The following is a 20,285-nucleotide window of genomic DNA, read 5'->3' as shown; positions in this document are numbered from 1 at the left end:
CCTGTCCGATCGGGAATTGGCGGAACTTGGTGTGAATCAGCACCGAACTTTGACCCCAGTCTGAAAGGCCACAAGTGCATGACTTTGCTAATGAATTCGTCCTAGCTTTGGGGTCACCATCGGCGCCGATTATGAACCCGACCGTTTTTTTGATTCAGACAGGCAAATCAAAGCTCTATGCGGCCTGCATACGGGGGTCAAAGTTCGGCGCCGATTCCCATTCCAGGTCTCGTGCGTGTACCCGAGCTCACCATGGGGCTGCGCCAGCGCCTCTTCTTTCGTCAACGTGACGGCTGAGACTGTCTTACCGGTGGCCTCGGTGATCTTGGCCGCCAGTCCTGGCAGGGTGACGGTTCCGGCAGCCAGGTCAATCTCGTGACCGTGGAATCGCTTCGGTTCGGCAAAGGCGGCCGCGGCGAAAGCGCCGATGTCTTTGGCCGCAATCCAGTCCATGCCTGTGTCCGCTTCGATTGCGGTCTCGAACCGACCACGTTCCGCAATCGAGGGATACATGTTGGAGACCATCGGCGGAACCAAGTTCTCCATAATCATGGCAGGCTTGAGGATCACCCAATGCGGGAAACCTTGCGTCTTGACCATATCGATCACAGCCGCCTTGTTGTCCCAGTACAGTGGCTCCCAGCGCCCTTCATCCCAACCACGAAGTTCTTCTGATCGCCCGCACGAGCGACGGAGGTGTGGACAACTGTGTCGACGCCCGCCCGACCGGCGGCCTCAATCAACGCCTTGCCGGTGACGATCTCGGTTTCGGGGTCAAACGGGCTGGATCCCATCTGCATCGAGAACAAGCCGCCGGCGCCAGCCAAGGCGGCATCGAGTGCAGCGGAGTCGCTCATGTCGCCTTTGAAAATTTCGACACCTTGGTCAGCCAGGGCCTGTGCTGCAGGTGACTCCGGATTGCGAGTGAGGGCTCGTACGGGGCGACCGGCTTGAAGCAGTGCGCGGATGGTGGCGCCGCCCTGCTTACCGGTGGCACCGGTGACGAGGATAGGACGGGTATCGGTAATGGAAGACATGGTAGACCTCTTGTTGGCGCTACGCGTTCTTGACGCGTGCTGACCTCCAAGTAGAGGCACCGAAAACGGAACGCAAGGGTTTCGATACCATTGAGTTTCGCTCTCTGATGACTTATATGAGCGTCATGATCGATCAAGCCATTCAACATCAGCATCGTTTGCCGACCGCCGAGCGCGGTCGGAACCAGGACAAGAGCCGCGATGATGCCATCATCCGGGCGACGCTCGAGCTGTTGGCGGAAGTCGGCCACGACGCCCTGACCATGACGGAAGTGGCGGCTCGTGCCGGTGCGTCGAAAGCCACCCTGTACCGGCGCTGGACGCAGAAGTCGGACCTCGTAGCCGATGCCGTTGCCACGCTTGATCCCATCGAGCCGCCGAAGTATGACGGCGCGTCGCTACGGGACGACCTGCTCAAGCTACTAGCTATTGCGGGCAACTGTGACGACCTTCCCGAAGCCGTGACCGCTACACGGGAAATGGCGCGCTCTAACCCCGAGCTCTATCAGACTCTCAGCAATCGTTTCGGCATGTTCATCCGCGCCGAACTGGCCGCGATAGCTGGACGATATGCGCTTGCGCCCGGCGTCGATCTCGACCTTATCGGCGACACCATTGCTGCGCTGCTGTCCCACTATGCCGGGCCGTCCGGCGCCTCGGTTTCACGCGAGCGCATGGTCAAGCTGGTCGACCATGTACTGCTAGTTTTGATCAGTAGCCCGCGTGCTGCGTAGTAAAGTATCAGCGAAGGGCACCTTTGGAACTCTGTGCCCGGAAACCAGCAAGTCCGCTTCCCACCCGAGGCTGTGTGAAAACTCAGCCTGGACCTTCCGTACGAGAATGTGGTTCCTGACGGAGCCTAGACTTAGAACATCGATCTAATCCGGGGCTGCCAGAAACAGATTTTGAGAACAGAATTTTACGATCTTAGGCGTGAGAAGCGTTTTCACACAGCCTCCACCCCATAGCCGCCGCTCCACGAGAAGGCGGACAGGCAGGTTCCGGGATTTCGTGAAGGCTGCGGGAAAGTCTGGAATCGGGCGCAAAGCTGTCGTAAGGCGTGTGCGATCTCATGTCGGCGCATGCATCACATGCGGCACCAACTGACATGAAGCGATAAGTTTCGATTTCAGGTGCCCTCGCCACTCCAGAGGTAAATCAAACTGCGGTGCCTCAAGATAATCGCTAAGGCCTTGAATTTCTTACATCGAGAACCTGGGTACTAAATCTGCCAAGTCCCCAGCTTTGGAGAATTTCCGCGAAGAGAGAGCGAAATCCGCGACTACGCGCTATGGCGCAGTTCACAGCTTTGATGAAAAAAGCCGGAATTCTGCGCCGTTTCGGGCGCCCCCTATCGGGGCGGAGAATGTTGTCGTTGAGTCGACTGGCGGAGGGAGAAAACCTGAAATCCAACATTCTCTGGGCTCCTCCGCGCCCCCTCTAACCTCCATTGTCGTCACATCCGATTGGAGAAAGTAGTGATCAAGACGGGGTCCTGGATTTCCGACCGCGCTTGGCTGGTGGCGCAATCTTTGGCGATTTTGGCAGGCGACCCAACCCCGAGTTTTTTGCAAGTTCGGACCGGACAGCCGCATATCCGGGCGCGACCATCGGATAGTCCGCCGGAAGGTTCCATTTCTTGCGGTACAGGTCTGGCGTCAGACCATAGCTCGTCGCCAGGTGACGCTTGAGCGACTTGAACTTGCGGCCATCCTCCAGTGACACAAGATAGTCAGGCGTGATCGATTTCTTGATGGGAACAGCGGGGACTAGTTCAACCGGCTCTGGCGCCGGCGCCGGGCCGCCTAGGCCGCGTATCGATGCGTCGATGTCTGCGATCAGGCGCGGAAGGCTCGCTACTGGAGTCGGATTGTTCCTCACGTAAGCCGAGACAATATCGACCGTGAGTTGCAAAAGCGAATCGTTATCCAGCATCTACGGTAGCTCCCATTGAAAATTAAGAACTATTTCGAAGCACAACGGCTCGCAAGTGCCGTCATCACTGCTCGCCACACGGATGCTCAACATGACCAGTGTTCCGATCACCAATTGCCATCACGGTCGAGCCGCCGCAGATCGTCGCCACGATCCGACTCCCTCGCCTCTATGGCCTGCGGCTTCGGGCGGCGGGGTTCGGGGACCGCGCGTTACAAGCTTCCAGCGCGTGCCGCTCATTCATTTTGACGTGCTGAAAAGGTCCGCGGTCGCGAACCCTTGCATTTCCCACCTCCGCAGTATGATCGCCCCGTCAACTTCGGCCGGCGGGGCTATTCTTTCAGAACCCTAGCTCGACGCGAGCCCGCGCGACGACTAGCTCACTCGAAATATGGCCTTTAGTCCAAGCCCGTCATCGCTGTCACGATGGCGGGCTTGTTATGACGGAACGTCGCGGCTGGATATAGGGTTTCTCGCTGAGGGTTCCTGCGATGAAAGGTCGGAAAGAGGTCGAGGGTTTCAGCCCTTGGGATCTCGACCAACTCCAGCAATGCTTCGACACGGTTCTCGCTGCCCGGCATCTGGCTAAGGGAAGCGAAGAAGCGGAAAACATCGCCTCCGCGCTGATAATTGCGTACCAGCAAGGCGTCCGGGATCGAGACGAACTTGTCCGCCTGGCTGTCTCTGCGGTCGAAAAGTGATGGTCAGCCTCGGCGCTTCAGCCAGTCAGCTTCTCGGCATCCGGTGGATCGGGGGCCCGGCTTCCTGCATAACCACGGAAGAAGCTGCAGCAACCACCAAGCTCAGCGTACATGCGTCCCGGCGTGAGGTCACAAGGACCATGTGAGAACTGCCGCAAATCCAACGAACACCGCGCCCCACATAATTGCGTCGAGCGCTACGCGTGCATTCCGGCCAATATCCGGGTCGATCCGATCAAGGCGTCGAGACGGCATAAAATTCATCGACCAGTCCTCCGATAGCGGCAGTCCCTCCTACGCGGATTCTGCTTCGCCAGAACATCATCGTCGGTCCAGACCCGGACGAACGGCCGGGTCTGGATGAAGGACGATGAAGACTTAGTTCATCACGTGGATGACCTTGCGTGTGCCCGGGTCAACCAGAACCGTCCTGTTGTCGATGACGACATAGTCGTATTTGGCATCCGGCACTTCCAGCTTGTGCAGCTCGACGGTCTCAGGCAGCGCCGTCCCGACGTTGAGTTCGACGCCAGGGAGGTTGATCGAAGCCAACGGCTTCTTCTTCACATACTCCCGGATCACCGTCTCCTGCTCCGGCTTGATGATGACATCCTGGGCCATCGCGGAGCCGGCAAATGCAGTCAGGGCCAGACCGGCGACTGCGCTCGTGAGATAAGCCTTCATAACAATCTCCCTTGTGAGGACTAGAACGCTTCGATCTCTTGTCGAAGCTGCCGTCCAAACGAAGCCCAAAGCGGCACGTTCCCGTGTGGGCCTTCAGGCCCATGACGGCTGGGACTAAAGGCGCAATCGTCGACTGCATTGGTCTCATGGTCGCAGGGTCAGGGAACGTAGCGGCGCCGTATCCCGTTGGCCCGGCACGCTAAAAGGAGGCAGTCATGGACAACAGCGTTCAACAGGCGCGATGGCTCTTCTTCCCGGTCATCGCCGTCGGCTTTGCGTTCCTAAGCCTTGGGATGATTGTCAGTTGAGTACCCAGATTCACAGATGCGCAGGTACCGTCCCTCACTGCGCTGACAGGCCCTTCGGCCACAAGCAAGCTGAAGGGTTGTTACCCGTCGCCGGGCCTCTCTCAATCTCTTCTCGGCGACGGGTGCACCTTGGAGGTTGGCGCATGTGGAGTCGTCGCCAGCAAGACCGCATTCACCACCTGCCCGAGATAGATCCAAAGTACCGTTGTCGCCGGAATGCAACTAGCTACACCTTTGGGTACTTGCTCGGAGGAAGAACATGGCGCCCGATCAAAGGTCAAAAATCGAGAAGGTTCGGTATCTACATGGGCTGCTTCGCGAGATGAAAGATATTGCCGATAGCGAGCGGATGGAATTTCTCTCGCATCTGCTGGAAATGGCTTACGTCGAATCTGGCGACATCCTGCGGGCCGATAACCAAATGAAAGTCGTCCGGACCTGAACCTATAACGGTTCCTTTAGCCGCCATTGCAGAATCATCGGGCGGACATGTAGAGATTACCGCCTCAGGCAACACAGCCCGTCGATCTGGCCATCCGGATCGGCGGGCTTTTTTCGTTTTTTCGAGGAACGTCGGGGGCGATCTAGCGATTTACGCTCATCGCGGCTTCGGAGGCAAACTTAGCTGCGCACGCTGGCTGCACGAGAGCCCGTCGCGTCTCCCTCGGCGCGACGGGCTCTTCTATCCGCGCCGCTTCAGCCAGTCCGCTTTAAATTTTAGGTCGGCCGCGAAGGTGTATTCTCCGTTGCCGTTGCGGACCTTCACCCAAAAGTCGCGCTGCGGGCCATCCGGAAGCTCGTCGTGGGCCATATCTGGCAGGGCTGCGACCGCATGTTCGGCTGCCATGTCCTCGTGATCGAGATCAATGCCGACCTCGTCACGGGAAATGTCCTCTCCATCGAACACGTCGAAAAAGTAGCGCGGCATGCAGCACCTCCGGAACCGGAGAGGAACTGCGGAGAGGTGGGGAGGTTCCGCTGCTCCGACGCCGGCCGGCGAAGCTTTTCGCGTTTGTGTGCATGTCGTCGGTGGCCGCGGGCGCATGCTCAAGGGCAGGTAAGAAGGCGCTGTGACGGGAGGACCGGCGCCTGCTCTCCGCGACGGGTGAAAAACTCGGCGCTATTCCATTGCTGTAGGCGCTCCAGCACATCGTCGTCCGGGAGCATGTCGCGGTAGCTGCCGATGATCGAGAGGATGTCGGATTTGCCGCCGGCTCGCGGGATCGCGTCATACATCGCACGCGGGTCCGTGGTGTTGACGGCCGCGATATCTGCCTCCGTAGCGCCGAGTTGTCTCAAGCCCCGTTGCACCTCGCGGACAATTTCCGCATGCCAGGTCAAGAGCCGAGCCTTCTCGCTTCACGCATCAGAACTTCGCGGTCGTTGCCGAACCGCTCGATCAGCAGATGTACCTGATCAACGCTGATGCCGGCTTCCCCTGCGAAATATTGGACTTCATATTCCTCGTCTGCTGCTACTCGTGAGCGGTCCCGGTTGTCCCGTTTTGATTTGTTGTCGTTCATATCAGATGCTCCAATCCTACTTGTTAGGCACATTTCGGTCGGGCGTTTCGCACGTCGAGCCGGTCGCCGCGCAGTTCGTTGGCCAGATTGAACCCGTCGTCTGCCGATCCATCTGGCAGCCGGCTGCCGACAGGGTTGCCCCTGCAAGAATAATCATCGCTATTTTTCGCATCGTTCCGGTCATGGCTTGCTCCTGGTCGAATGCCTCCGAACCACGAAGCAGCAACATGGTTCCCGATCTGCGATCTACACAAGGGAACAGATCCAAGTCATGTCGATTAAAATGCGAAAGGAGTGCTGCGTATGCCGAGCAAAATGGTCCCCCACCGACCCACGATCGCCCTCTCAATCCTTGGGCACCTGCGGCAACGGCGCGCGATGGCTGCGCTCCTGGAGCGGAGTCGGGTGCAGGCTGCGGCCCGTAAGGCGGGATCTGAGGCGAGGTTCCACCGCGTCACGGTTGACGGGCAGGAATACGACGCGCTGCCGCACGAGATCATCCTTCTGGACGCTGGTCGATCGCCGGACGATCTTGGCTTGAAGCCGGTCGGCAACTAGCCGTCATAGAGGTTCGGCGGCTTGCGCGGCGTTCCTTGGGAGCGACTGGCTTTCCTACCGGAGCAGCCCCAAAGGCTCCCATAAATCGATGGCTGCCAGGGCGCCGATGGCTATGGCTGCCACTAGGCCGGCGATGAGTAGCACAATAACCAAGGGTGATTCATCCATCCTGTGTTCAAATGCCAGCCGTGGTCAAAGTGAGCTTCTCCGCGATAGATAACCACACCGGTTTCGTCTCTCACCGCAATGGAAAGTCGCCCTGCAACCTGGTCGTCTAACAGTGCCGTAAGCCTTCTGACGGCCTCGCGGACCGCTGCATCAACATTGACATATTCCACACCAAGCGGGTCGATGTGCGTAACGCTATCTTCGCTGTGGTCGAAATAGAACCTGGGCACGGCTAGTTCTTCCGCTACGATCTACGGACTCTCCGGTCGACGCGCTCCTCTGGCGCGCGATCCGGAAGTCAGGTATCGCCTTGAACCACGCCGCCTCCACCTTTGTTCCCGCCCCCCGACCTGAATTCTCATATCCGCTCGCCGGAATCGGCCGGTCGGCGCCAGGTCCGTGCGCCGTCAGCCCCCAGTGGTACGGCTCATAAATGCGCCCGACGACATCGCGCTTCATCCGGCTTTCGTGTGCGCCGATTTGCCTTAGCCGCAACACGTCACTTCGAAGGACTCGCCGAAAGGGTGCCGACGCCCATATCAGAGCGACCGCAACTGTGCTATGGAAGTTCCGGCCATGCGAAACCCATGGCGCATCCTCCCCAATCTCATATGCCTTCCCGCCGTCTGTCGTACAGGTCGAGCCTGGATAGCGAAGAAAGCGACCTATGAACGAACTACACGCTAATGCGCGCGATCAATTTTTCGCCGCGATGCGCAGCCTTGCCGCCTCCGCCGACAGCATCCAGACGCGGTTGATCGAGGCGAACACGCACCTTCTGCTTGTAACCATCGATGAGTTTGGGGGTGACCTGGAACTCAAGATCAAGTTCGCAAAACTTCTGGACCTTCTGGCGGTCGATCAGGACGATATGGAGACGACCGCGCTTGAGACGGTTGCTCATATGACGGATTTTGAAGCCATCAAAGTTGCCGACCTGATTTGCGATTTTTACTACGACCTTGGATGAAACACGGAGGTTCAGTTGCCCGTCCCGGGCGCCGGGGCAGTGATGCCCCCAGGGCCATCGGCCGCAGGCAGGTCAATGGTCTCGCCCCAGATCGCAACCGCCCCCCAGACAACCCCCGCGATCAAGAGGGATATGATCAGAACAAATAGCACAGGTCGCCCAGGGCCGCCCTGCCGAGCCTTGTTCGTTAGTATCGTCTTTTCCATGATGCTTCCGGATGTTCGCGCCGCGCCGCATTCCTCGGTCAATGCCCGCTATGCGTCATGGTTCCTTTTCGCCTCCTCGGTCCCGGCCGCCCTTTCCCCGGTGACGGGTATTACGGCAGCCAAATAGGCTCCGCTAAAGGCAGTTATCGGACCCAATACTTTGGCAGGCGTATCGCTAGATGATCTGGAAATCGGCCGCTGTGAGGCTTAGCCCGACAGCAACCGACGCGAACTTCACGGCGGCGGCTCCGCCGAGCCCATCGGCATCGTAGAACAGTGAGCCGGTGTTGGAGTTGTAGATAATGCGGTCGTCGGCATCCCTTGTCGCCAAGATGTTGTCCTTGAATGCGGATGCATCGAGCGCCCCCAGGCCAAGCGCAGTGAAGATTGCGTGGTCGAGTGCGATCTGATCCTCGGCTGTATCGAAGTCGACGATCTTGTCTACGCTGCCGCCAAGTGCTGTCGAGAACACCACCGTGTCGCTGCCGAGGCCCGTCTGGATGGTATCGCTGCCGCCCTTGCCATCGATACGGTTGTCGCCGTCGTTGCCGATGATCTGCTGGCTGAACTCGTTGCCGGTCAGGTTGATGCCGTATGTGGCGTGCTGGCCGGTCGTGCGCAGCGATTCGATCTCGACACCCTGCGCCAATACATAGTCGACACCCGCTGCGAGACGGTCGAAATCGCCCTGTCCTTTCGCCTCGATGACAACGGCCGATGAGTTGTAGACGGTGTAAAAGTCGTTTCCCCCGCGACCCCGCAGCGTATCGGCGGCGCCAAAGCCACCGTCATGCAGCCAATTGTTGCCGTCGTTGCCGACAATGGCCTGGGCAAGTTCGTTGCCCTTCAGGTCGATGTTCCGCACAGCGCCATAGTTGGTGGTGGTCAGCAGTTCGATTTCCTGGCCCGCTCCGAGCGCGTAATCACCTCGCGCTGCGACGCGGTCGCCGCCACCGCCCGCCAGTTCGGTGACAGTGTCGCCGACGCCAACCACATAATAGACATCGTCTCCGGAGCCGCCTGTGAGACTGTCGTCACCTCCGCCGCCATCAAGAATGTCATTTCCCGCATCACCCGAGATATCATCGACGAATTGGCTGCCGACGATCGTGTCGTTACCATCAAGGCCATGAATCACGTTAAATTTCTGAGGATCAGAAGTATTATAATTATCTCGTATTTCTACTTCAATATAATTATCTATAGAATTTCCGCTGTAGTTGCCAAGATTGTTGTGGTCTTTAATTATCAGGTTCTCAACATTGTCGTAGAGAGAGACCGTGCGCGTCTCTGTAAGGCTTTGGTAGAGCTGCGTATCGATACCTTCGTTTTCATTCTCGAAGACTGTTATCGCGTGCCCAGCGCCTTTTCCCTCTCTGAAGACGTAGGTATCGTCTCCAACGCCGCCATAACACAGGTCTTCCACCGTACCGCCTAGGAACGTGTCGTTCCCGGCTCCCCCGATGAGAGTGACTTGGCCCGGCCGGAGAAAATTTTCGCTCAAGACATTGTCAAGGTCATTTCCCGTGGCTGTCGCGACCAATCCGTCGATTTCCGACAGCGAGACAATGGTCAGGTTTTCAACTGCAGGCAGGGAAGCAAGAGAGTAATTCAGGAGCGAGGTTTCGATCGAATCCGTCCCTTCACCCGCTTCCTCGACAACGGTATCCCCAAGGCTGTCGACTTCGTAACTGTCGTCGCCGAGGCCGCCGATAAGCTGATCAGACCCGGCGCCACCGTTTAGAAAGTCATCGCCAGCGCCGCCGTCTAGCGTGTCATCGCCGGCGCCGCTTTCGATAACGTCACCGCCGTCAAGCGCGCGAAAGATGTCGCCATCGGCATCCGTCAGGTCGGCGACCGTTCCGCCAGTAAAACCAAAGAGCGTGCCATCGGTGGCATCCGCGATTTCGCCTGCGTCAGTCCCGACAAACTCAGTCATTACCTGGTCGCCTCGCTTCTGCAGATGGCACGCGTTCAGTTTCAATCTTATGATGTCGCGCTCAGCTTGCACAATTGCAGTTGTCGCGGGTTGGCACACCAGCTCCAAAGGACGTAGTCCAGCTAAAGGGAAAGGCCGAGCATGTTGATGCGCACGGGGCGAGTGCTGCCGTCTTCATAATAACGCTTAAAGAAAAGGGCATCTTTGTCTTGCAGAAGTCGTCGCGCCTCTTTCAACATGTATCGATGAGCCGAGGTGCTGTTTGCGGACCAGGCGTTCATGACGATGCATTCGCCCGCAAGGCAGTCGCTGGATCTTAATCCGCGGCGGCTATTCAGCCAGTCTTCCGCATTGTTGCGGCTGGTAAGCGCCCACCCCGCAAATCCTTGAACGCGATGGGTCTCGTCGACTACAAAAAAATAGTGGTCGCGATTAATAACCCCAGCCAACAGTTGCGACAACTCTCCAAAACGAATTCGCATAAATGACGGCTTCGTCATGAGATGGCTGACCGCAAGCCCCAAAGCCAGCGCTCGCCATTCAGGTCGATACAGGCTTAGGGTGGGTTGTTGTGATGCGTCCATGTCGGTTGCCGGAACTCCTCCCCACACAAGCATCACGACTTACGACGTTGGTAAATGGCCTCCAGCGAGACTAGCTTACCGTGCCCGCCTCGCTGGAAGATGCCATTCGCAATCACAGGCATATCTCCCCCCACACATACTTATATTGCCTCATGCTTATATTGCCTCATGGGATCGGCACTGCAAAGCCTGATCGATGCCGCAATGAACGGTGGTCGCTTATTGCCAGACCGTGCCCTGCGCGACCGGTTCGGACCAGACATGCCGGCTATGCATGACGATCTCGTGCCAAGCTCCGCAGATGCATGGGGCGTGAAGAAAGTAGATCAGACGCTCAGCCTGCATTGGAATGAGAAGCGCCAGACGCAGGTGCCAAGGCCGAAGCGTCGAGACCTCGCACGCAACTGGCGTGCTAAGCTCTTGTCGTGAATTCACGCCGGCACGGTCATTTTCCGGGCGGGCATACACGGAGCGCGATCATGGCATGGCATTTCCCGCAAAGCGGCACGACGTCCCCCACACTGGTCGACGACGACGACGTGTTCATTGCCCAGCAGGTCTTCCTGAACGGCGTGATACATTCGGGTGTCACCGACGGCCACGAGGTCATCGTTGCCGGAACGGTCGCGAGCTATGGTGACGCGATCGTCCTCGGCTTCTATCCCGGAGGAGGGCCAAACAGTGTCACCGTGGAGGCCACCGGCCAGGTTCGTGCATTCGAAGGAAACAGCATACGCCTCTTTGGGGACGGCCAGCAGATCGTCAATCACGGTCTCATCGCACAGGAAGCGTCGGCGATCGTCGAAGCCGTGGCTGCTTCCTTCCGTTCCGACGGCCCCCTTCCGGCCACGAGTTCGAGCTTCATCAACACTGGAATCGTGAACGCCGACGCATCGCTGTCTATCACTTCGCCTCCGAAACGCTCACCGTCAGCAATTCCGGGACGATCGCGAGCGCTCAAAACTCCTTCGTATCCAACGGACCGTCGAAAGACCTCATAACCAACACCGGCAAGATGATCGGCGACGCCTTCCTGGGTGAAGGTGATGATCTTTATGACGGCCGGCTCGGGACCATCGACGGCAACGTGCTGGGCGAAGTCGGCGTCGACAAGCTCTATGCCGGCGCCGGCAACAGTCGCCTATTCGGCGGTGACGGCAACGACACGCTTATGGGCGGCACCGGCGCTGACTATCTGAGCGGAGGCAGCGGATTGGACCGGGCGTCCTATGCCTCGGCGACCAAGGCCGTCACTGTCAGCCTCGCCAACCCGGCGATCAATTCGGGCGACGCCACGGGCGACGCCTTCAACTCGATCGAGAACCTATCGGGGTCGAACTACAACGACAACGTCTTCGGCAACGCCGCGAACAACGCCATCAATGGCGGCGCCGGCAACGACGCCATCAAAGGCTATACCGGCAACGATACACTGACTGGCCACAAGGGAGCCGACATCTTTATCTTCAACACGGCATTGAATGCCGCGACCAATGTCGACACCATCACCGACTTAAACCGCGTTGATGACACGATCCACGTCGACAACGCCCTCTTCATCGGCCTGGTGATCGGGGCGCTACCTGACAGCGCTTTTAAGGACATCGCAATATCGGCCAAGGATGCCAGCGACCGCATCCTGTATAATTCGGACACCGGCAACCTTTACTTCGACAGGGACGGCTCAGGCGGCACTTACGGAGCAATCAAGTTCGCGTCGCTCGCGGGATCGCCCACAATCACCGCAGCCGATTTCGTTGTGATCTAAGCGATAAACCCAACTGCGAAGGGCCGCCGGCGACTTTGCTTCATTTGTTGGTAGGCCCACGTTTTGGGGAGACTGAAACGGAAACACGGCCGAGGTCTGAGTCTTTTGCAAGTGCGGAGCGCCGAACCGAATAGCTCGGCGCCACCAAGTCTCGTCTTCGCCCGCAGTCACTGCGACCTCCATTCGATCACCGGTGTGATCTCTATCTTTGCCCGATCGATACTTTCGAAGGCCTGATGACCTGAACGAAGCATCGACAATCGACCGGTGCCATCTTGCGGCTACCGCCGCCTTCGAAGCAATCTCGCTTCACGGACAAGGGATGTCCAGTTCGGGCCGAGCAGACCTACAAGTTAGGCAGCCTAGGCCCTGGCGATCCCAGTTTCTTTGGCGAGGCGAGTTGCGGTGGTAGCGCTTCGGCATGCTTTTGTTCATCGGCATCGGACGACATGAGGAAGTTCCTTGTTCCCTCGATGCCGCAACGACAAAGTCCGATCTGGGCCAATGCTCGAGCGCCAACCGTTTGGTTCATCGCTGGATGGTTAAGGACGGACTTTGCCTGTTCGAAGAGGCCCACCAAGTTTTGGCCCGGCTGCCCTTTGCAGCCGAGCGGATCGCGGTGGCCGAGTTCAAATCATGACCAAATCGGCGGCGGCGAGCGTCGGTGAAGCCGTTAGAACTGCGAACTTAGTCGCCCGATAAGTATCACCCCACGGTTCAATCAAGCTCCAAAGATCGCGCGGGGTGAGGCGGAACGATCTTCTCACGTATCGCATCCTCGGTCTTTGCAGATGTGGATTTGACGACTTCGGTCACTTTGCCGACGAGCGATGTGTCGCCAGTTTGACTCATCCCAACCCGGTCCGCTTCGTCTTTGACAGTCTGGTAAGCGTCAGCTGCAACTTCCTTTGCTCCTTCCACTCCCTTCTCCATCAAATCTTTCGCGGCTCCGCGGACTTTATCCGAATGCGCGCCGAGATTTTGATCCTCGAGTGTGGTCCGAGGCAGCATCGCACCGATGGCGGTTCCGACTGCCAAACCTAACGCCGCGATGATCAGCGGCTCATTTTCAAACAAGTCAGTTGCGGATTGGCGAGCTTTCGCTGCGATATCCCCAACACTGTTAGTCGCTCCGCCGGCGATGTCTTCAACCCATCGTTTGCCCTCCGAAAGATTGTCTCGAACTGCCTCCGATGTATCCGCCGCTATCGACTTCGCGGATCGGGCCGCATCCGACACCATATCCTCCAATGCGCTCGCCGACTCGCTAGCGGCTGTTTTGATGCTCGCGCTCGGTCCCCCGCTGCGCGAGGCAGCGTCGCCAACGCTCGAATTGCCGAAGTCAGGTCTGGCCGCTGGCCCATTTAGACCACTGCCCTGAGACGGTGCATGCGATGTGGGTCCATTTCCCAGCATGAGCCAAGCAAGACCCGTCCCGATCAACGTAAGCGGTAAGGGATTGTCTCGCACTTGAGCCTTCAAGTTGCCGAGTGCGGTCGCCCCGTCGCCGCCTGAGAAAAGGCCGGAGAACTCGTCTATCATCTGGCCGGGCGTCATTCGATTGCGGATCGACTCCGCAGTATCGGCCACACGGGCGCGCGCCGCTTCGGCATCACGTTCCAATTCGGCAGTGGTTCTCTCGCTCATTTGAGCTGCTCCTTCACCACGCGCACATCGCGCTTCAATTGTTCTTGTGTCCGTTCCGGCGCCAAATCCTCCGGCTTCATCGTGGCAGCTCCTGAACGCAGAAGCACCACACCCACAACCGCCACAGCTATTCCAACGAGCAGTGACGACCAGCCTGGTCCGAGACCGGCGTTGGCTAACGCGATGACCAGGGCTTGCAAGAGCACCATCAGGGCCGCGAGCAGGCAAATCGCGCCACCCAACACCTCGACAGCCCCGGTCCCAATCTTGCTTAGTTTGTCGGACATTTCCGACCGAAGAAGTTTGCCCTCAGTCTGGAGTAAAGTGGTCACCTGTTGAGCCAGATCGCCGATCAGCGTCACCAGACCGCGCCCGTCCGAAGAGTCGTTCATGGACCTGTCCCCACGCTCGGATTGATCCCGCTTTCATTTGGATCGTCGCTGAGGGGAGACTCTCCGCCCTCGGCCCAGTCTGACGCCGCGTCGTCTCGACCCTTGGACCCGGCCTGTGGCGATTGGGCGGGGACCGCGGAACTCTTGATGAAGCGGCCAAGCGCAAGGCCCGCGAGGACCGAGCCGGCGATAAGTGCTCCAGAATTTTCCCGTCCGAAGGTCCGAATTTCACCAAGGACTTCCTCGAACGGTTTGTCCTTGAGGGAGGAAGACAGCCGCTCTAACCCTCCTGCAGCGTCAAGAACGAATTTCGAAGCTGTTCGCTGGTCCGCATTTGCCAGATGCTCGCTTGCAGCCCGCAACGCCCCTCCGAATGCCTTCAAGTTGGAGCTGACGTCGCGCTGAGTGCCCTCGGCTTGCTCAAAAAGAGTTGCCTTTGCTTCCTCGGCGTATTCGCCAGCCTTCCTTGTCACTTCGTCTTTGGCCTCATGAAATGCCTCCGACGCCGTGCGCTTTCCTTCCTCGATTTTGGCGGTAACTTCAGCCTTCGCCGATTCGAAATCGGACTGTGATCCGGGTTGCCCTTGCATAGCGCTCTCCTAGTGAAGGCCGAGGAGGGAAAGTACTGCAAGGACCACTACAACCAGTCCGATCAAATAAATCACACCGTTCATTGCCTTGCTTCCTCCGTGTTCATCACAACATTCTGTGGTCCCGCATGTTCCGCCATTGTGAATATTTAGCTGTGACCGTGGACCGGCTCGCTCTGACGTCAACTCCAAATGGCCACCCTGCCGGATGCTGGCTGAGGTGTCGGCGGTATGGTCGGCGGTATGAACGTCCGGGAACAGCCCACCTAATCTTCTCGAGCCCTCAGACGTTGGCGAGCCGGATAAGTTCGTCCCGATCTCTGACCCCACGCTGGAACGCAAGAATGAGTGCGCTTGCAATTTCCTCCCACCTCTCCGATCGCGATTCAAGAAAGTGCTTTGCGACGATCACGTCGCAGCACTCCTGCAAGAGCCTGACACCATCGGGTCGGTTTCCTGAGCCTCGCGGCGACTCCACATGCGCCAACCTCCAAGGTGCACCCGTCGCCGGCAAGAGATTGAGAGAGACCCGGCGGCGGGTAACAACCCTTCGACCTGCTTCTGGCCGAAGGGCCTGTCAGCGCAGTGAGGGACAGGACCTGCGCATCTGTGAAACTTTGCACTCAACTGACGATCATCCTCAGGCTCAGGAACGCAACGCCGGCAACAATGACCGGGTAGAAAAGCCATCGCGCCTCGCGAACGCTGTTGTTCATGATCGCCTCTTTTTAGCGTGCCGGGCCAACGCACTGCGGCGCCGCTACGTTCCCGAACCATGCGACCATGAGACCAATGAATGGGACGATTGGGCCTTTGGTCCCAACCGTAATGGGCCTGAAGGCCCACAGGGGAACATGCCTGTTTGCGCCTCGTTTTGACGCAAGCTTCGACAAGAGATCGAAGCGTTTTAGTCCTTACAAGGGAGATTGTTATGAAGACTTATCTCACGAGCGCAGTCGCCGGCTTGGCACTGGCAACATTTGCCGGTTCCGCGATGGCGCAAGACGTCATCATCAAGCCGGAACAGGAAACGGTCATCCGTGAATACGTGAAGAAGAAGCCGTTGGCTTCGATCAACCTGCCTGGCGTTGAACTCAACGTCGGGACAGCGCTGCCTGAAACCGTCGAGGTGCACAAGCTCGAAGTGCCCGATGCCAAGTACGACTACGTCGTCATCGACAACAAGACGGTTCTGGTTGACCCGGGCACGCGCAAGGTCGTGCACGTGATGAACTGACCTTTTCCATCCCTCATCCAGAGCCGGGCACTGAACTGGCTCTGGACTGGCGTCGAGAAGCATTTTCCGCCTCGCGGCGTCGCAGACGTGTGCAGGCATTTTCATTTGCGCCATCTAGCGGTCGGTCCGATGACCCCAAAACTAATTAGACATCCAATTGAGACTGACCCGGATTTCGGCAGGAATGCGCGCGTGGCGCTTGATACAATATTGTGGGGCTCTGTGTTCGTTGGGTTTGCGGCAGTTCTCACATGGTGTTTGTGACCGCACGCCGGGATGCAGGCCCGCTATTTTTCCCGCCCGTTTCGATGGGAGGTAACGCGGCAACCAGATTTACCGAGCGTCTCCGCGCCGCCGGCGTGCCGGTCCAGACGCTTCTCGTCTTCGAAGCATACAATCCTACGCCAGTGCCCTGCAACGTGCGCCGGGCGATCGACATGTATGGTTCGGACGGGCTGTTTACCCTCTCGTCACGTTTGCAGCCCGGAAAGTCCTTCACCGGCCGGCTGGAAACCGTGGACTGGTCAAAGTTGCATAAGGACGGACGGCACGACCACCTCGGCGTGTCGAAGGAGCCGGCCGCACTGGAATACGTCAAGCACGCTCTAATCAGCGGGAGCCGGGTGCGCACGCAGCCTCCGTCTCCGGGCGAGGCCGTATGTCCGGCCGGTGCACCGAGTTCCGGGACCGAACCTGCGTCTCCTCCCCGAACCAAACATACTTCAGGGAGCACGACATGAGCATGTTTCTAACCGGGCTGAGCGGTTTCGCCGCAACGCTCGCGATTGCCGCCGGGGCCATCTACGTCACCGAGGCCAAGCCTCGAGCTGAATGGAGGGGTGGCAGCGGATCCTCCTGGACCGGCGAAGCTTCGGCAGCATCCGCCCAGCCACTCAAGCGTGTAGCTGCGAAACCTTCGTTCAAACCCTCCACAGTCGTGAAACACCCAGAGGTTTCGCCTGTCGACAGGATCACAACCGGCGCGCTTCCAGATCAAAACTCCGAAACTGCGCCCGAGCCCGACGTAGCAACAACGATGGCGCACGTACAATGGTGCTCGGAGCGCTATCGATCGTACCGGCTGGAGAACAACAGCTATAGGTCCTACAGCGGCAGCCAGCGGGAATGCGTCTCTCCCTTCACGAGCGGGTCCAGCACTCGCGAAGAGGAGGAGGTGGACCATGCGGATATCGGGATAGATCGACCGCATGGGCGATACGCAGTCGAGGAAGGCCCTGCGAACTTCCTCACGCCACGGCATATCGCCTCATGCTTTGCGCGCTACCGCTCTTACAATCCGGACGACAATTCCTACCAGCCTTACGGAGGCGGGTCGCGCCGGCAATGCGGCTAGCCGGCGTGAACTATATGCTCGCGAACGCCCTCGGCGCGCCGAATAGACGTAAGGGAACCGAGGGATGCTTCAAATCTTCAATGAACGAGGTAGATAATGCTCTCGCGACGATGTTTTTTTTCGAAGGCCTTTTCAACGCTGGTCCTCGCTGCGGCGACCGCCTGTCCCTATGTGCTGCAACTTTCCAATGGCGATGCCAACCTGTTGCCTGCTAGCGCCCAAGCCCAAAGCAATGGCAATGGCGGCGGCAATGGCAACGGTGGTGGGAACGGCAATGGCAACGGTGGCGGGAACGGCAATGGCAACGGTGGCGGGAACGGCAATGGCAACGGTGGCGGGAACGGCAATGGCAACGGTGGCGGGAACGGCAATGGCAACGGTGGCGGGAACGGCAACGGCAACGGCAACGCAAAAGGTGGGGGTAATGCTGCTGCCGACACACCCGGCACGGACGTGTCGAATAGTACCCCCGCTAAGGCCGACATCACGCACCGCAACGGCATGCGCGAGACAATCCGCAATGGCCGCTATGAAATGCGAGACGCGCAGGGCCGCACAATCATCAACCGGAACGCGACACAAAAGGATTACCGGCGTTTTCGCTTAGCCCGCTAGGCGAGGCGGGCGCACTGGCATCAGTGTCGAGCGAATTGCGAAGAAACATTGCAGCTTGGGTGCGGTTTTTTGCGTTTAGCTTCGATAATATTCTGGACATGTGATGCTTGATTGTCTTTTCGGTGAGATTGAGCTGCAATCCGACGGTCTTATTGCTCAGTCCCGAGCCTACTAACCTCAACACCTCGCGCTCGCGATCGCTCAATGTCACGATGGGATCAGTCACATTACCTGATCGGCTCGTACCTGCGAGTGCAGAGAGGAGATGCGCCGACATGCTTGGAGACACGTAAGTCTCGCCTTCGTTCACGGCTGAAAGAATCTCCGCCAGCGAGCGCGAACCTATACCCTTGAGCACGTAGCCCTTCACCCCGGCATTGAGCGCGGCGATAACATCGTCGCTGCTTTCGGACGCCGTCAACACGACGATGCATTGACAGGCATTGCGGGTCAGTATCGGTTTAATGGCGTTGTGGCCGCCGCCTGGCATTGAAAGGTCGATCAGCAAGATGTCGGGCCGTTGGTCCCCCGCAATGCGCAGGGCATCTTCGGCGGTGCAGCCGGCAGCCACGATCTCGAAGCGCCCCGTCTCGGCCAAACTGCGTATCACGCCTTCGCGAAACAAAGGGTGGTCGTCGACGACTCCGATAGTGATTGGCCGCGTCATGACGGCGCCGGTTCTTTGAGGCTAAGAGTGACCGTAAGGACTGTGCCTTTCTCCGACGTGTCCAGGTCAAAACTCCCACCCAGGCTTTTGACCCGTTCTCGCAGACCAGCCAGACCAAGGCTCCCGGGCGCAACCCCGTCGGGATCGAAACCCGGCCCTTCATCCGATACCGTGACGACGACCTTGTCCTTATCACAAGTCATCGTCACTATCTGGGAGGCGCCGCGACAGTGGCGATAGCCGTTGTTGAGCGCTTCCTGCAAGAAGCGATAAATGCAGATCCGTTCGGAGATCGGCAGCGCCGGAGTGACCGGGTCAAGCCGCTGCTCGACCTGCATTCCTGTGCGCCGCTCATAGGCGGCGATGGCGTGTCCAATAAGCTCCGGCAGGTCGGCCATCTCGATTTGTGGAAGCACGAGACCGTTGCAGATGTCGCGGATTTCCTGAAGCGCTTCCTCCAGGCTGGCGCGGATTGACGAAACCTCGCTCTCACGCTTGTCGTGTGGGATATGCTTGCCCAGTACCGTCTCGCTGTCGAGGCGCATCGAGGCCAACGCGACGAACTGCGTCGGGCCGTCATGCAGATCGGCCGCCAGCCGCCGCAGATAACTTTCATTGAGCGCCGTTGTGCGTTGCGTCGCGGTCTGTACGCGCTGGTGCAAGGCGCGGTTCTGATCAAGCAGTGTCGTCAGCTCTCCGACACGCCTGCTGAGGTCCCTGGCTTGCCGATCGATGGTGCGGCTGCCCCGTACCACAACGGCATAGAGGGCCAGGAAGAAGGCGACGGTCACGCCCGCCACCGCCAGCCAGCTTCGCAGCCGCGCATTCTGCAGCGTCGCTTCGAAGTCGTGGGCATACTCGTAGAACTCGATCACTGCCACCACATTGCCGGACCAAGGTTGTAGGATCGGATTGTAGATTTCGAGCAGGGGACCCGAGGGTTCCATCATATCTTTGTCGAGGATATCGAAGCGGTCATAGTTCGCCACCATGTTTCCCGCAAAGGCGCTTTTGATGTCGGGCGTCAGCACAAAGCGACGGTCAATCAACGACTCGTCTTCGGCATAGAGGATGGTCCCGTCGCGGGACCACAGGCGCATCGCCGCAAGACGCCGCCCGAGCGCGCCTTGTCCCAAGGTTTCATCGAGCGCCTGCCGCGCTGCGTCGTCCAACACCTGCGTATTGCGCATGTCGGGCAGCAGAGGAGCAATCACGCTGTCGACATAAAGGGCGGTCGTGGCGCCTGCATTCCGCGTAACCGCCCTCTCGATAAGTGTGGTAACTACGGCGCCGACCATTAACATGGCCAGCAGCGAGACCAAGCCGCCGACAACGAAGAACTGGACCGCAAGCGAAAGTCCGTTTACCCGGGCGGCCAATCGCCTGAAAAACTCGCTCCCTG

General features: G+C 58.7%; 27 protein-coding genes. 11 read left to right on the top strand and 16 right to left on the bottom strand.

The window, feature by feature from the left end:
* Window positions 1-129: 129 nt before the first annotated feature.
* Both ABMA59_RS27875 and ABMA59_RS27870 read right to left on the bottom strand, forming a co-directional pair.
* Window positions 130-600 carry an NmrA family NAD(P)-binding protein gene (locus ABMA59_RS27875; RefSeq protein WP_349008657.1) on the bottom strand — a complete coding sequence of 157 codons (471 nt, stop codon included), beginning with the start codon at window positions 598-600 and terminating at the stop codon, window positions 130-132.
* 5 nt (window positions 601-605) lie between these two features.
* Window positions 606-1,037 carry an NmrA family NAD(P)-binding protein gene (locus tag ABMA59_RS27870; RefSeq protein WP_349008635.1) on the bottom strand — a complete coding sequence of 144 codons (432 nt, stop codon included), beginning with the start codon at window positions 1,035-1,037 and terminating at the stop codon, window positions 606-608.
* 116 nt (window positions 1,038-1,153) lie between these two features.
* Between ABMA59_RS27870 and ABMA59_RS27865 the strand changes: the two genes are divergently transcribed.
* The gene (locus ABMA59_RS27865) at window positions 1,154-1,771 is read left to right on the top strand and encodes a TetR/AcrR family transcriptional regulator (RefSeq protein ID WP_349008634.1); all 618 of its coding nucleotides are present in this window, start codon (window positions 1,154-1,156) and stop codon (window positions 1,769-1,771) included.
* A 748-nt stretch (window positions 1,772-2,519) separates the two neighbouring features.
* Here ABMA59_RS27865 and ABMA59_RS27860 read toward each other — a convergent pair.
* Window positions 2,520-2,972 (bottom strand): Ros/MucR family transcriptional regulator, encoded by a 453-nt coding sequence (locus tag ABMA59_RS27860; RefSeq protein ID WP_349008633.1) that lies wholly within the window; start codon window positions 2,970-2,972, stop codon window positions 2,520-2,522.
* Between the two features lie 491 nt (window positions 2,973-3,463).
* On the opposite strand from ABMA59_RS27860, the gene ABMA59_RS27855 reads away from it, so the two are divergent.
* Entirely contained in the window at window positions 3,464-3,673 is a 210-nt protein-coding gene (locus tag ABMA59_RS27855; protein WP_349008632.1) for a hypothetical protein, read from the top strand.
* A 378-nt stretch (window positions 3,674-4,051) separates the two neighbouring features.
* Here the strand turns inward: ABMA59_RS27855 and ABMA59_RS27850 are convergent, their stop codons facing one another.
* On the bottom strand, window positions 4,052-4,357 hold the full coding sequence (locus tag ABMA59_RS27850) for a DUF1236 domain-containing protein (protein WP_349008631.1): 306 nt from the start codon (window positions 4,355-4,357) through the stop codon (window positions 4,052-4,054).
* A gap of 567 nt (window positions 4,358-4,924) precedes the next feature.
* Between ABMA59_RS27850 and ABMA59_RS27845 the strand changes: the two genes are divergently transcribed.
* Window positions 4,925-5,107 (top strand): hypothetical protein, encoded by a 183-nt coding sequence (locus ABMA59_RS27845; RefSeq protein WP_349008630.1) that lies wholly within the window; start codon window positions 4,925-4,927, stop codon window positions 5,105-5,107.
* A 240-nt stretch (window positions 5,108-5,347) separates the two neighbouring features.
* Here the strand turns inward: ABMA59_RS27845 and ABMA59_RS27840 are convergent, their stop codons facing one another.
* The 4 genes from ABMA59_RS27840 to ABMA59_RS27825 form a co-directional block, all read right to left on the bottom strand.
* The gene (locus tag ABMA59_RS27840; protein WP_349008629.1) at window positions 5,348-5,593 is read right to left on the bottom strand and encodes a DUF6894 family protein; all 246 of its coding nucleotides are present in this window, start codon (window positions 5,591-5,593) and stop codon (window positions 5,348-5,350) included.
* Between the two features lie 119 nt (window positions 5,594-5,712).
* The gene (locus ABMA59_RS27835; protein WP_349008628.1) at window positions 5,713-6,006 is read right to left on the bottom strand and encodes a hypothetical protein; all 294 of its coding nucleotides are present in this window, start codon (window positions 6,004-6,006) and stop codon (window positions 5,713-5,715) included.
* Entirely contained in the window at window positions 6,003-6,188 is a 186-nt protein-coding gene (locus ABMA59_RS27830; protein ID WP_349008627.1) for a DUF3606 domain-containing protein, read from the bottom strand. The genes ABMA59_RS27835 and ABMA59_RS27830 overlap by 4 nt, the downstream gene beginning before the upstream one ends.
* 16 nt (window positions 6,189-6,204) lie before the next feature.
* Window positions 6,205-6,372 (bottom strand): hypothetical protein, encoded by a 168-nt coding sequence (locus ABMA59_RS27825; protein WP_349008626.1) that lies wholly within the window; start codon window positions 6,370-6,372, stop codon window positions 6,205-6,207.
* A gap of 194 nt (window positions 6,373-6,566) precedes the next feature.
* On the opposite strand from ABMA59_RS27825, the gene ABMA59_RS27820 reads away from it, so the two are divergent.
* Complete coding sequence (locus tag ABMA59_RS27820; RefSeq protein ID WP_349008625.1) at window positions 6,567-6,746, top strand: hypothetical protein; 180 nt, start codon at window positions 6,567-6,569, stop codon at window positions 6,744-6,746.
* A gap of 122 nt (window positions 6,747-6,868) precedes the next feature.
* On the opposite strand, the gene ABMA59_RS27815 is transcribed toward ABMA59_RS27820, so the two are convergent.
* The gene (locus ABMA59_RS27815) at window positions 6,869-7,144 is read right to left on the bottom strand and encodes a DUF6894 family protein (protein ID WP_349008624.1); all 276 of its coding nucleotides are present in this window, start codon (window positions 7,142-7,144) and stop codon (window positions 6,869-6,871) included.
* A 437-nt stretch (window positions 7,145-7,581) separates the two neighbouring features.
* On the opposite strand from ABMA59_RS27815, the gene ABMA59_RS27810 reads away from it, so the two are divergent.
* Complete coding sequence (locus tag ABMA59_RS27810) at window positions 7,582-7,884, top strand: hypothetical protein (RefSeq protein WP_349008623.1); 303 nt, start codon at window positions 7,582-7,584, stop codon at window positions 7,882-7,884.
* Window positions 7,885-8,265: 381 nt separating this feature from the next.
* Here ABMA59_RS27810 and ABMA59_RS27805 read toward each other — a convergent pair whose 3' ends face one another.
* Together ABMA59_RS27805 and ABMA59_RS27800 are read right to left on the bottom strand one after the other, a co-directional pair.
* Complete coding sequence (locus ABMA59_RS27805) at window positions 8,266-10,029, bottom strand: calcium-binding protein (protein ID WP_349008622.1); 1,764 nt, start codon at window positions 10,027-10,029, stop codon at window positions 8,266-8,268.
* A gap of 122 nt (window positions 10,030-10,151) precedes the next feature.
* The gene (locus ABMA59_RS27800; RefSeq protein ID WP_349008621.1) at window positions 10,152-10,613 is read right to left on the bottom strand and encodes a toxin-activating lysine-acyltransferase; all 462 of its coding nucleotides are present in this window, start codon (window positions 10,611-10,613) and stop codon (window positions 10,152-10,154) included.
* 479 nt (window positions 10,614-11,092) lie between these two features.
* Between ABMA59_RS27800 and ABMA59_RS27795 the strand changes: the two genes are divergently transcribed.
* The 3 genes from ABMA59_RS27795 (at window position 11,093) to ABMA59_RS27785 (ending at window position 13,021) form a co-directional block, all read left to right on the top strand.
* Window positions 11,093-11,614 carry a hypothetical protein gene (locus tag ABMA59_RS27795; RefSeq protein ID WP_349008620.1) on the top strand — a complete coding sequence of 174 codons (522 nt, stop codon included), beginning with the start codon at window positions 11,093-11,095 and terminating at the stop codon, window positions 11,612-11,614.
* Between the two features lie 14 nt (window positions 11,615-11,628).
* The gene (locus ABMA59_RS27790) at window positions 11,629-12,381 is read left to right on the top strand and encodes a calcium-binding protein (protein ID WP_349008619.1); all 753 of its coding nucleotides are present in this window, start codon (window positions 11,629-11,631) and stop codon (window positions 12,379-12,381) included.
* A 421-nt stretch (window positions 12,382-12,802) separates the two neighbouring features.
* Window positions 12,803-13,021 (top strand): hypothetical protein, encoded by a 219-nt coding sequence (locus ABMA59_RS27785; protein ID WP_349008618.1) that lies wholly within the window; start codon window positions 12,803-12,805, stop codon window positions 13,019-13,021.
* A gap of 77 nt (window positions 13,022-13,098) precedes the next feature.
* Here ABMA59_RS27785 and ABMA59_RS27780 read toward each other — a convergent pair whose 3' ends face one another.
* From ABMA59_RS27780 to ABMA59_RS27770, 3 genes are read right to left on the bottom strand one after another with little or no spacing between them, the layout of a single operon-like run.
* Entirely contained in the window at window positions 13,099-14,028 is a 930-nt protein-coding gene (locus ABMA59_RS27780; RefSeq protein ID WP_349008617.1) for a hypothetical protein, read from the bottom strand.
* On the bottom strand, window positions 14,025-14,420 hold the full coding sequence (locus tag ABMA59_RS27775) for a phage holin family protein (protein WP_349008616.1): 396 nt from the start codon (window positions 14,418-14,420) through the stop codon (window positions 14,025-14,027). The genes ABMA59_RS27780 and ABMA59_RS27775 overlap by 4 nt, the downstream gene beginning before the upstream one ends.
* Window positions 14,417-15,010: a hypothetical protein gene (locus tag ABMA59_RS27770; RefSeq protein WP_349008615.1), complete on the bottom strand. Its 594-nt coding sequence runs from the start codon at window positions 15,008-15,010 to the stop codon at window positions 14,417-14,419. The genes ABMA59_RS27775 and ABMA59_RS27770 overlap by 4 nt, the downstream gene beginning before the upstream one ends.
* Before the next feature lie 931 nt (window positions 15,011-15,941).
* On the opposite strand from ABMA59_RS27770, the gene ABMA59_RS27765 reads away from it, so the two are divergent.
* The 3 genes from ABMA59_RS27765 to ABMA59_RS27755 all read left to right on the top strand — a co-directional run bounded on the left by ABMA59_RS27765 (window position 15,942) and on the right by ABMA59_RS27755 (window position 18,216).
* Window positions 15,942-16,247, top strand: coding sequence for a DUF1236 domain-containing protein (locus ABMA59_RS27765; RefSeq protein WP_349008614.1), 306 nt, complete (start codon window positions 15,942-15,944; stop codon window positions 16,245-16,247).
* A 736-nt stretch (window positions 16,248-16,983) separates the two neighbouring features.
* Window positions 16,984-17,601 carry a BA14K family protein gene (locus ABMA59_RS27760; RefSeq protein ID WP_349008613.1) on the top strand — a complete coding sequence of 206 codons (618 nt, stop codon included), beginning with the start codon at window positions 16,984-16,986 and terminating at the stop codon, window positions 17,599-17,601.
* Window positions 17,602-17,697: 96 nt separating this feature from the next.
* Window positions 17,698-18,216, top strand: a complete 519-nt coding sequence (locus ABMA59_RS27755) for a hypothetical protein (protein ID WP_349008612.1) — start codon at window positions 17,698-17,700, stop codon at window positions 18,214-18,216.
* Here the strand turns inward: ABMA59_RS27755 and ABMA59_RS27750 are convergent.
* Window positions 18,164-18,883 (bottom strand): LuxR C-terminal-related transcriptional regulator, encoded by a 720-nt coding sequence (locus ABMA59_RS27750; protein WP_349008611.1) that lies wholly within the window; start codon window positions 18,881-18,883, stop codon window positions 18,164-18,166. The two genes, ABMA59_RS27755 and ABMA59_RS27750, sit on opposite strands and share 53 nt — an antisense overlap.
* Complete coding sequence (locus tag ABMA59_RS27745; protein WP_349008610.1) at window positions 18,880-20,262, bottom strand: sensor histidine kinase; 1,383 nt, start codon at window positions 20,260-20,262, stop codon at window positions 18,880-18,882. Before ABMA59_RS27745 ends, ABMA59_RS27750 begins: the two co-directional genes overlap by 4 nt.
* Between the last annotated feature and the right edge of the window lie 23 nt (window positions 20,263-20,285).

The organism is Mesorhizobium yinganensis (assembly GCF_040081985.1).
GTDB classification, from domain to species: Bacteria; Pseudomonadota; Alphaproteobacteria; order Rhizobiales; family Rhizobiaceae; genus Kumtagia; species Kumtagia yinganensis.
The sequence above is the reverse complement of the archived record's forward strand: the minus strand, read 5'-3'. Positions and strand labels throughout refer to the sequence as shown.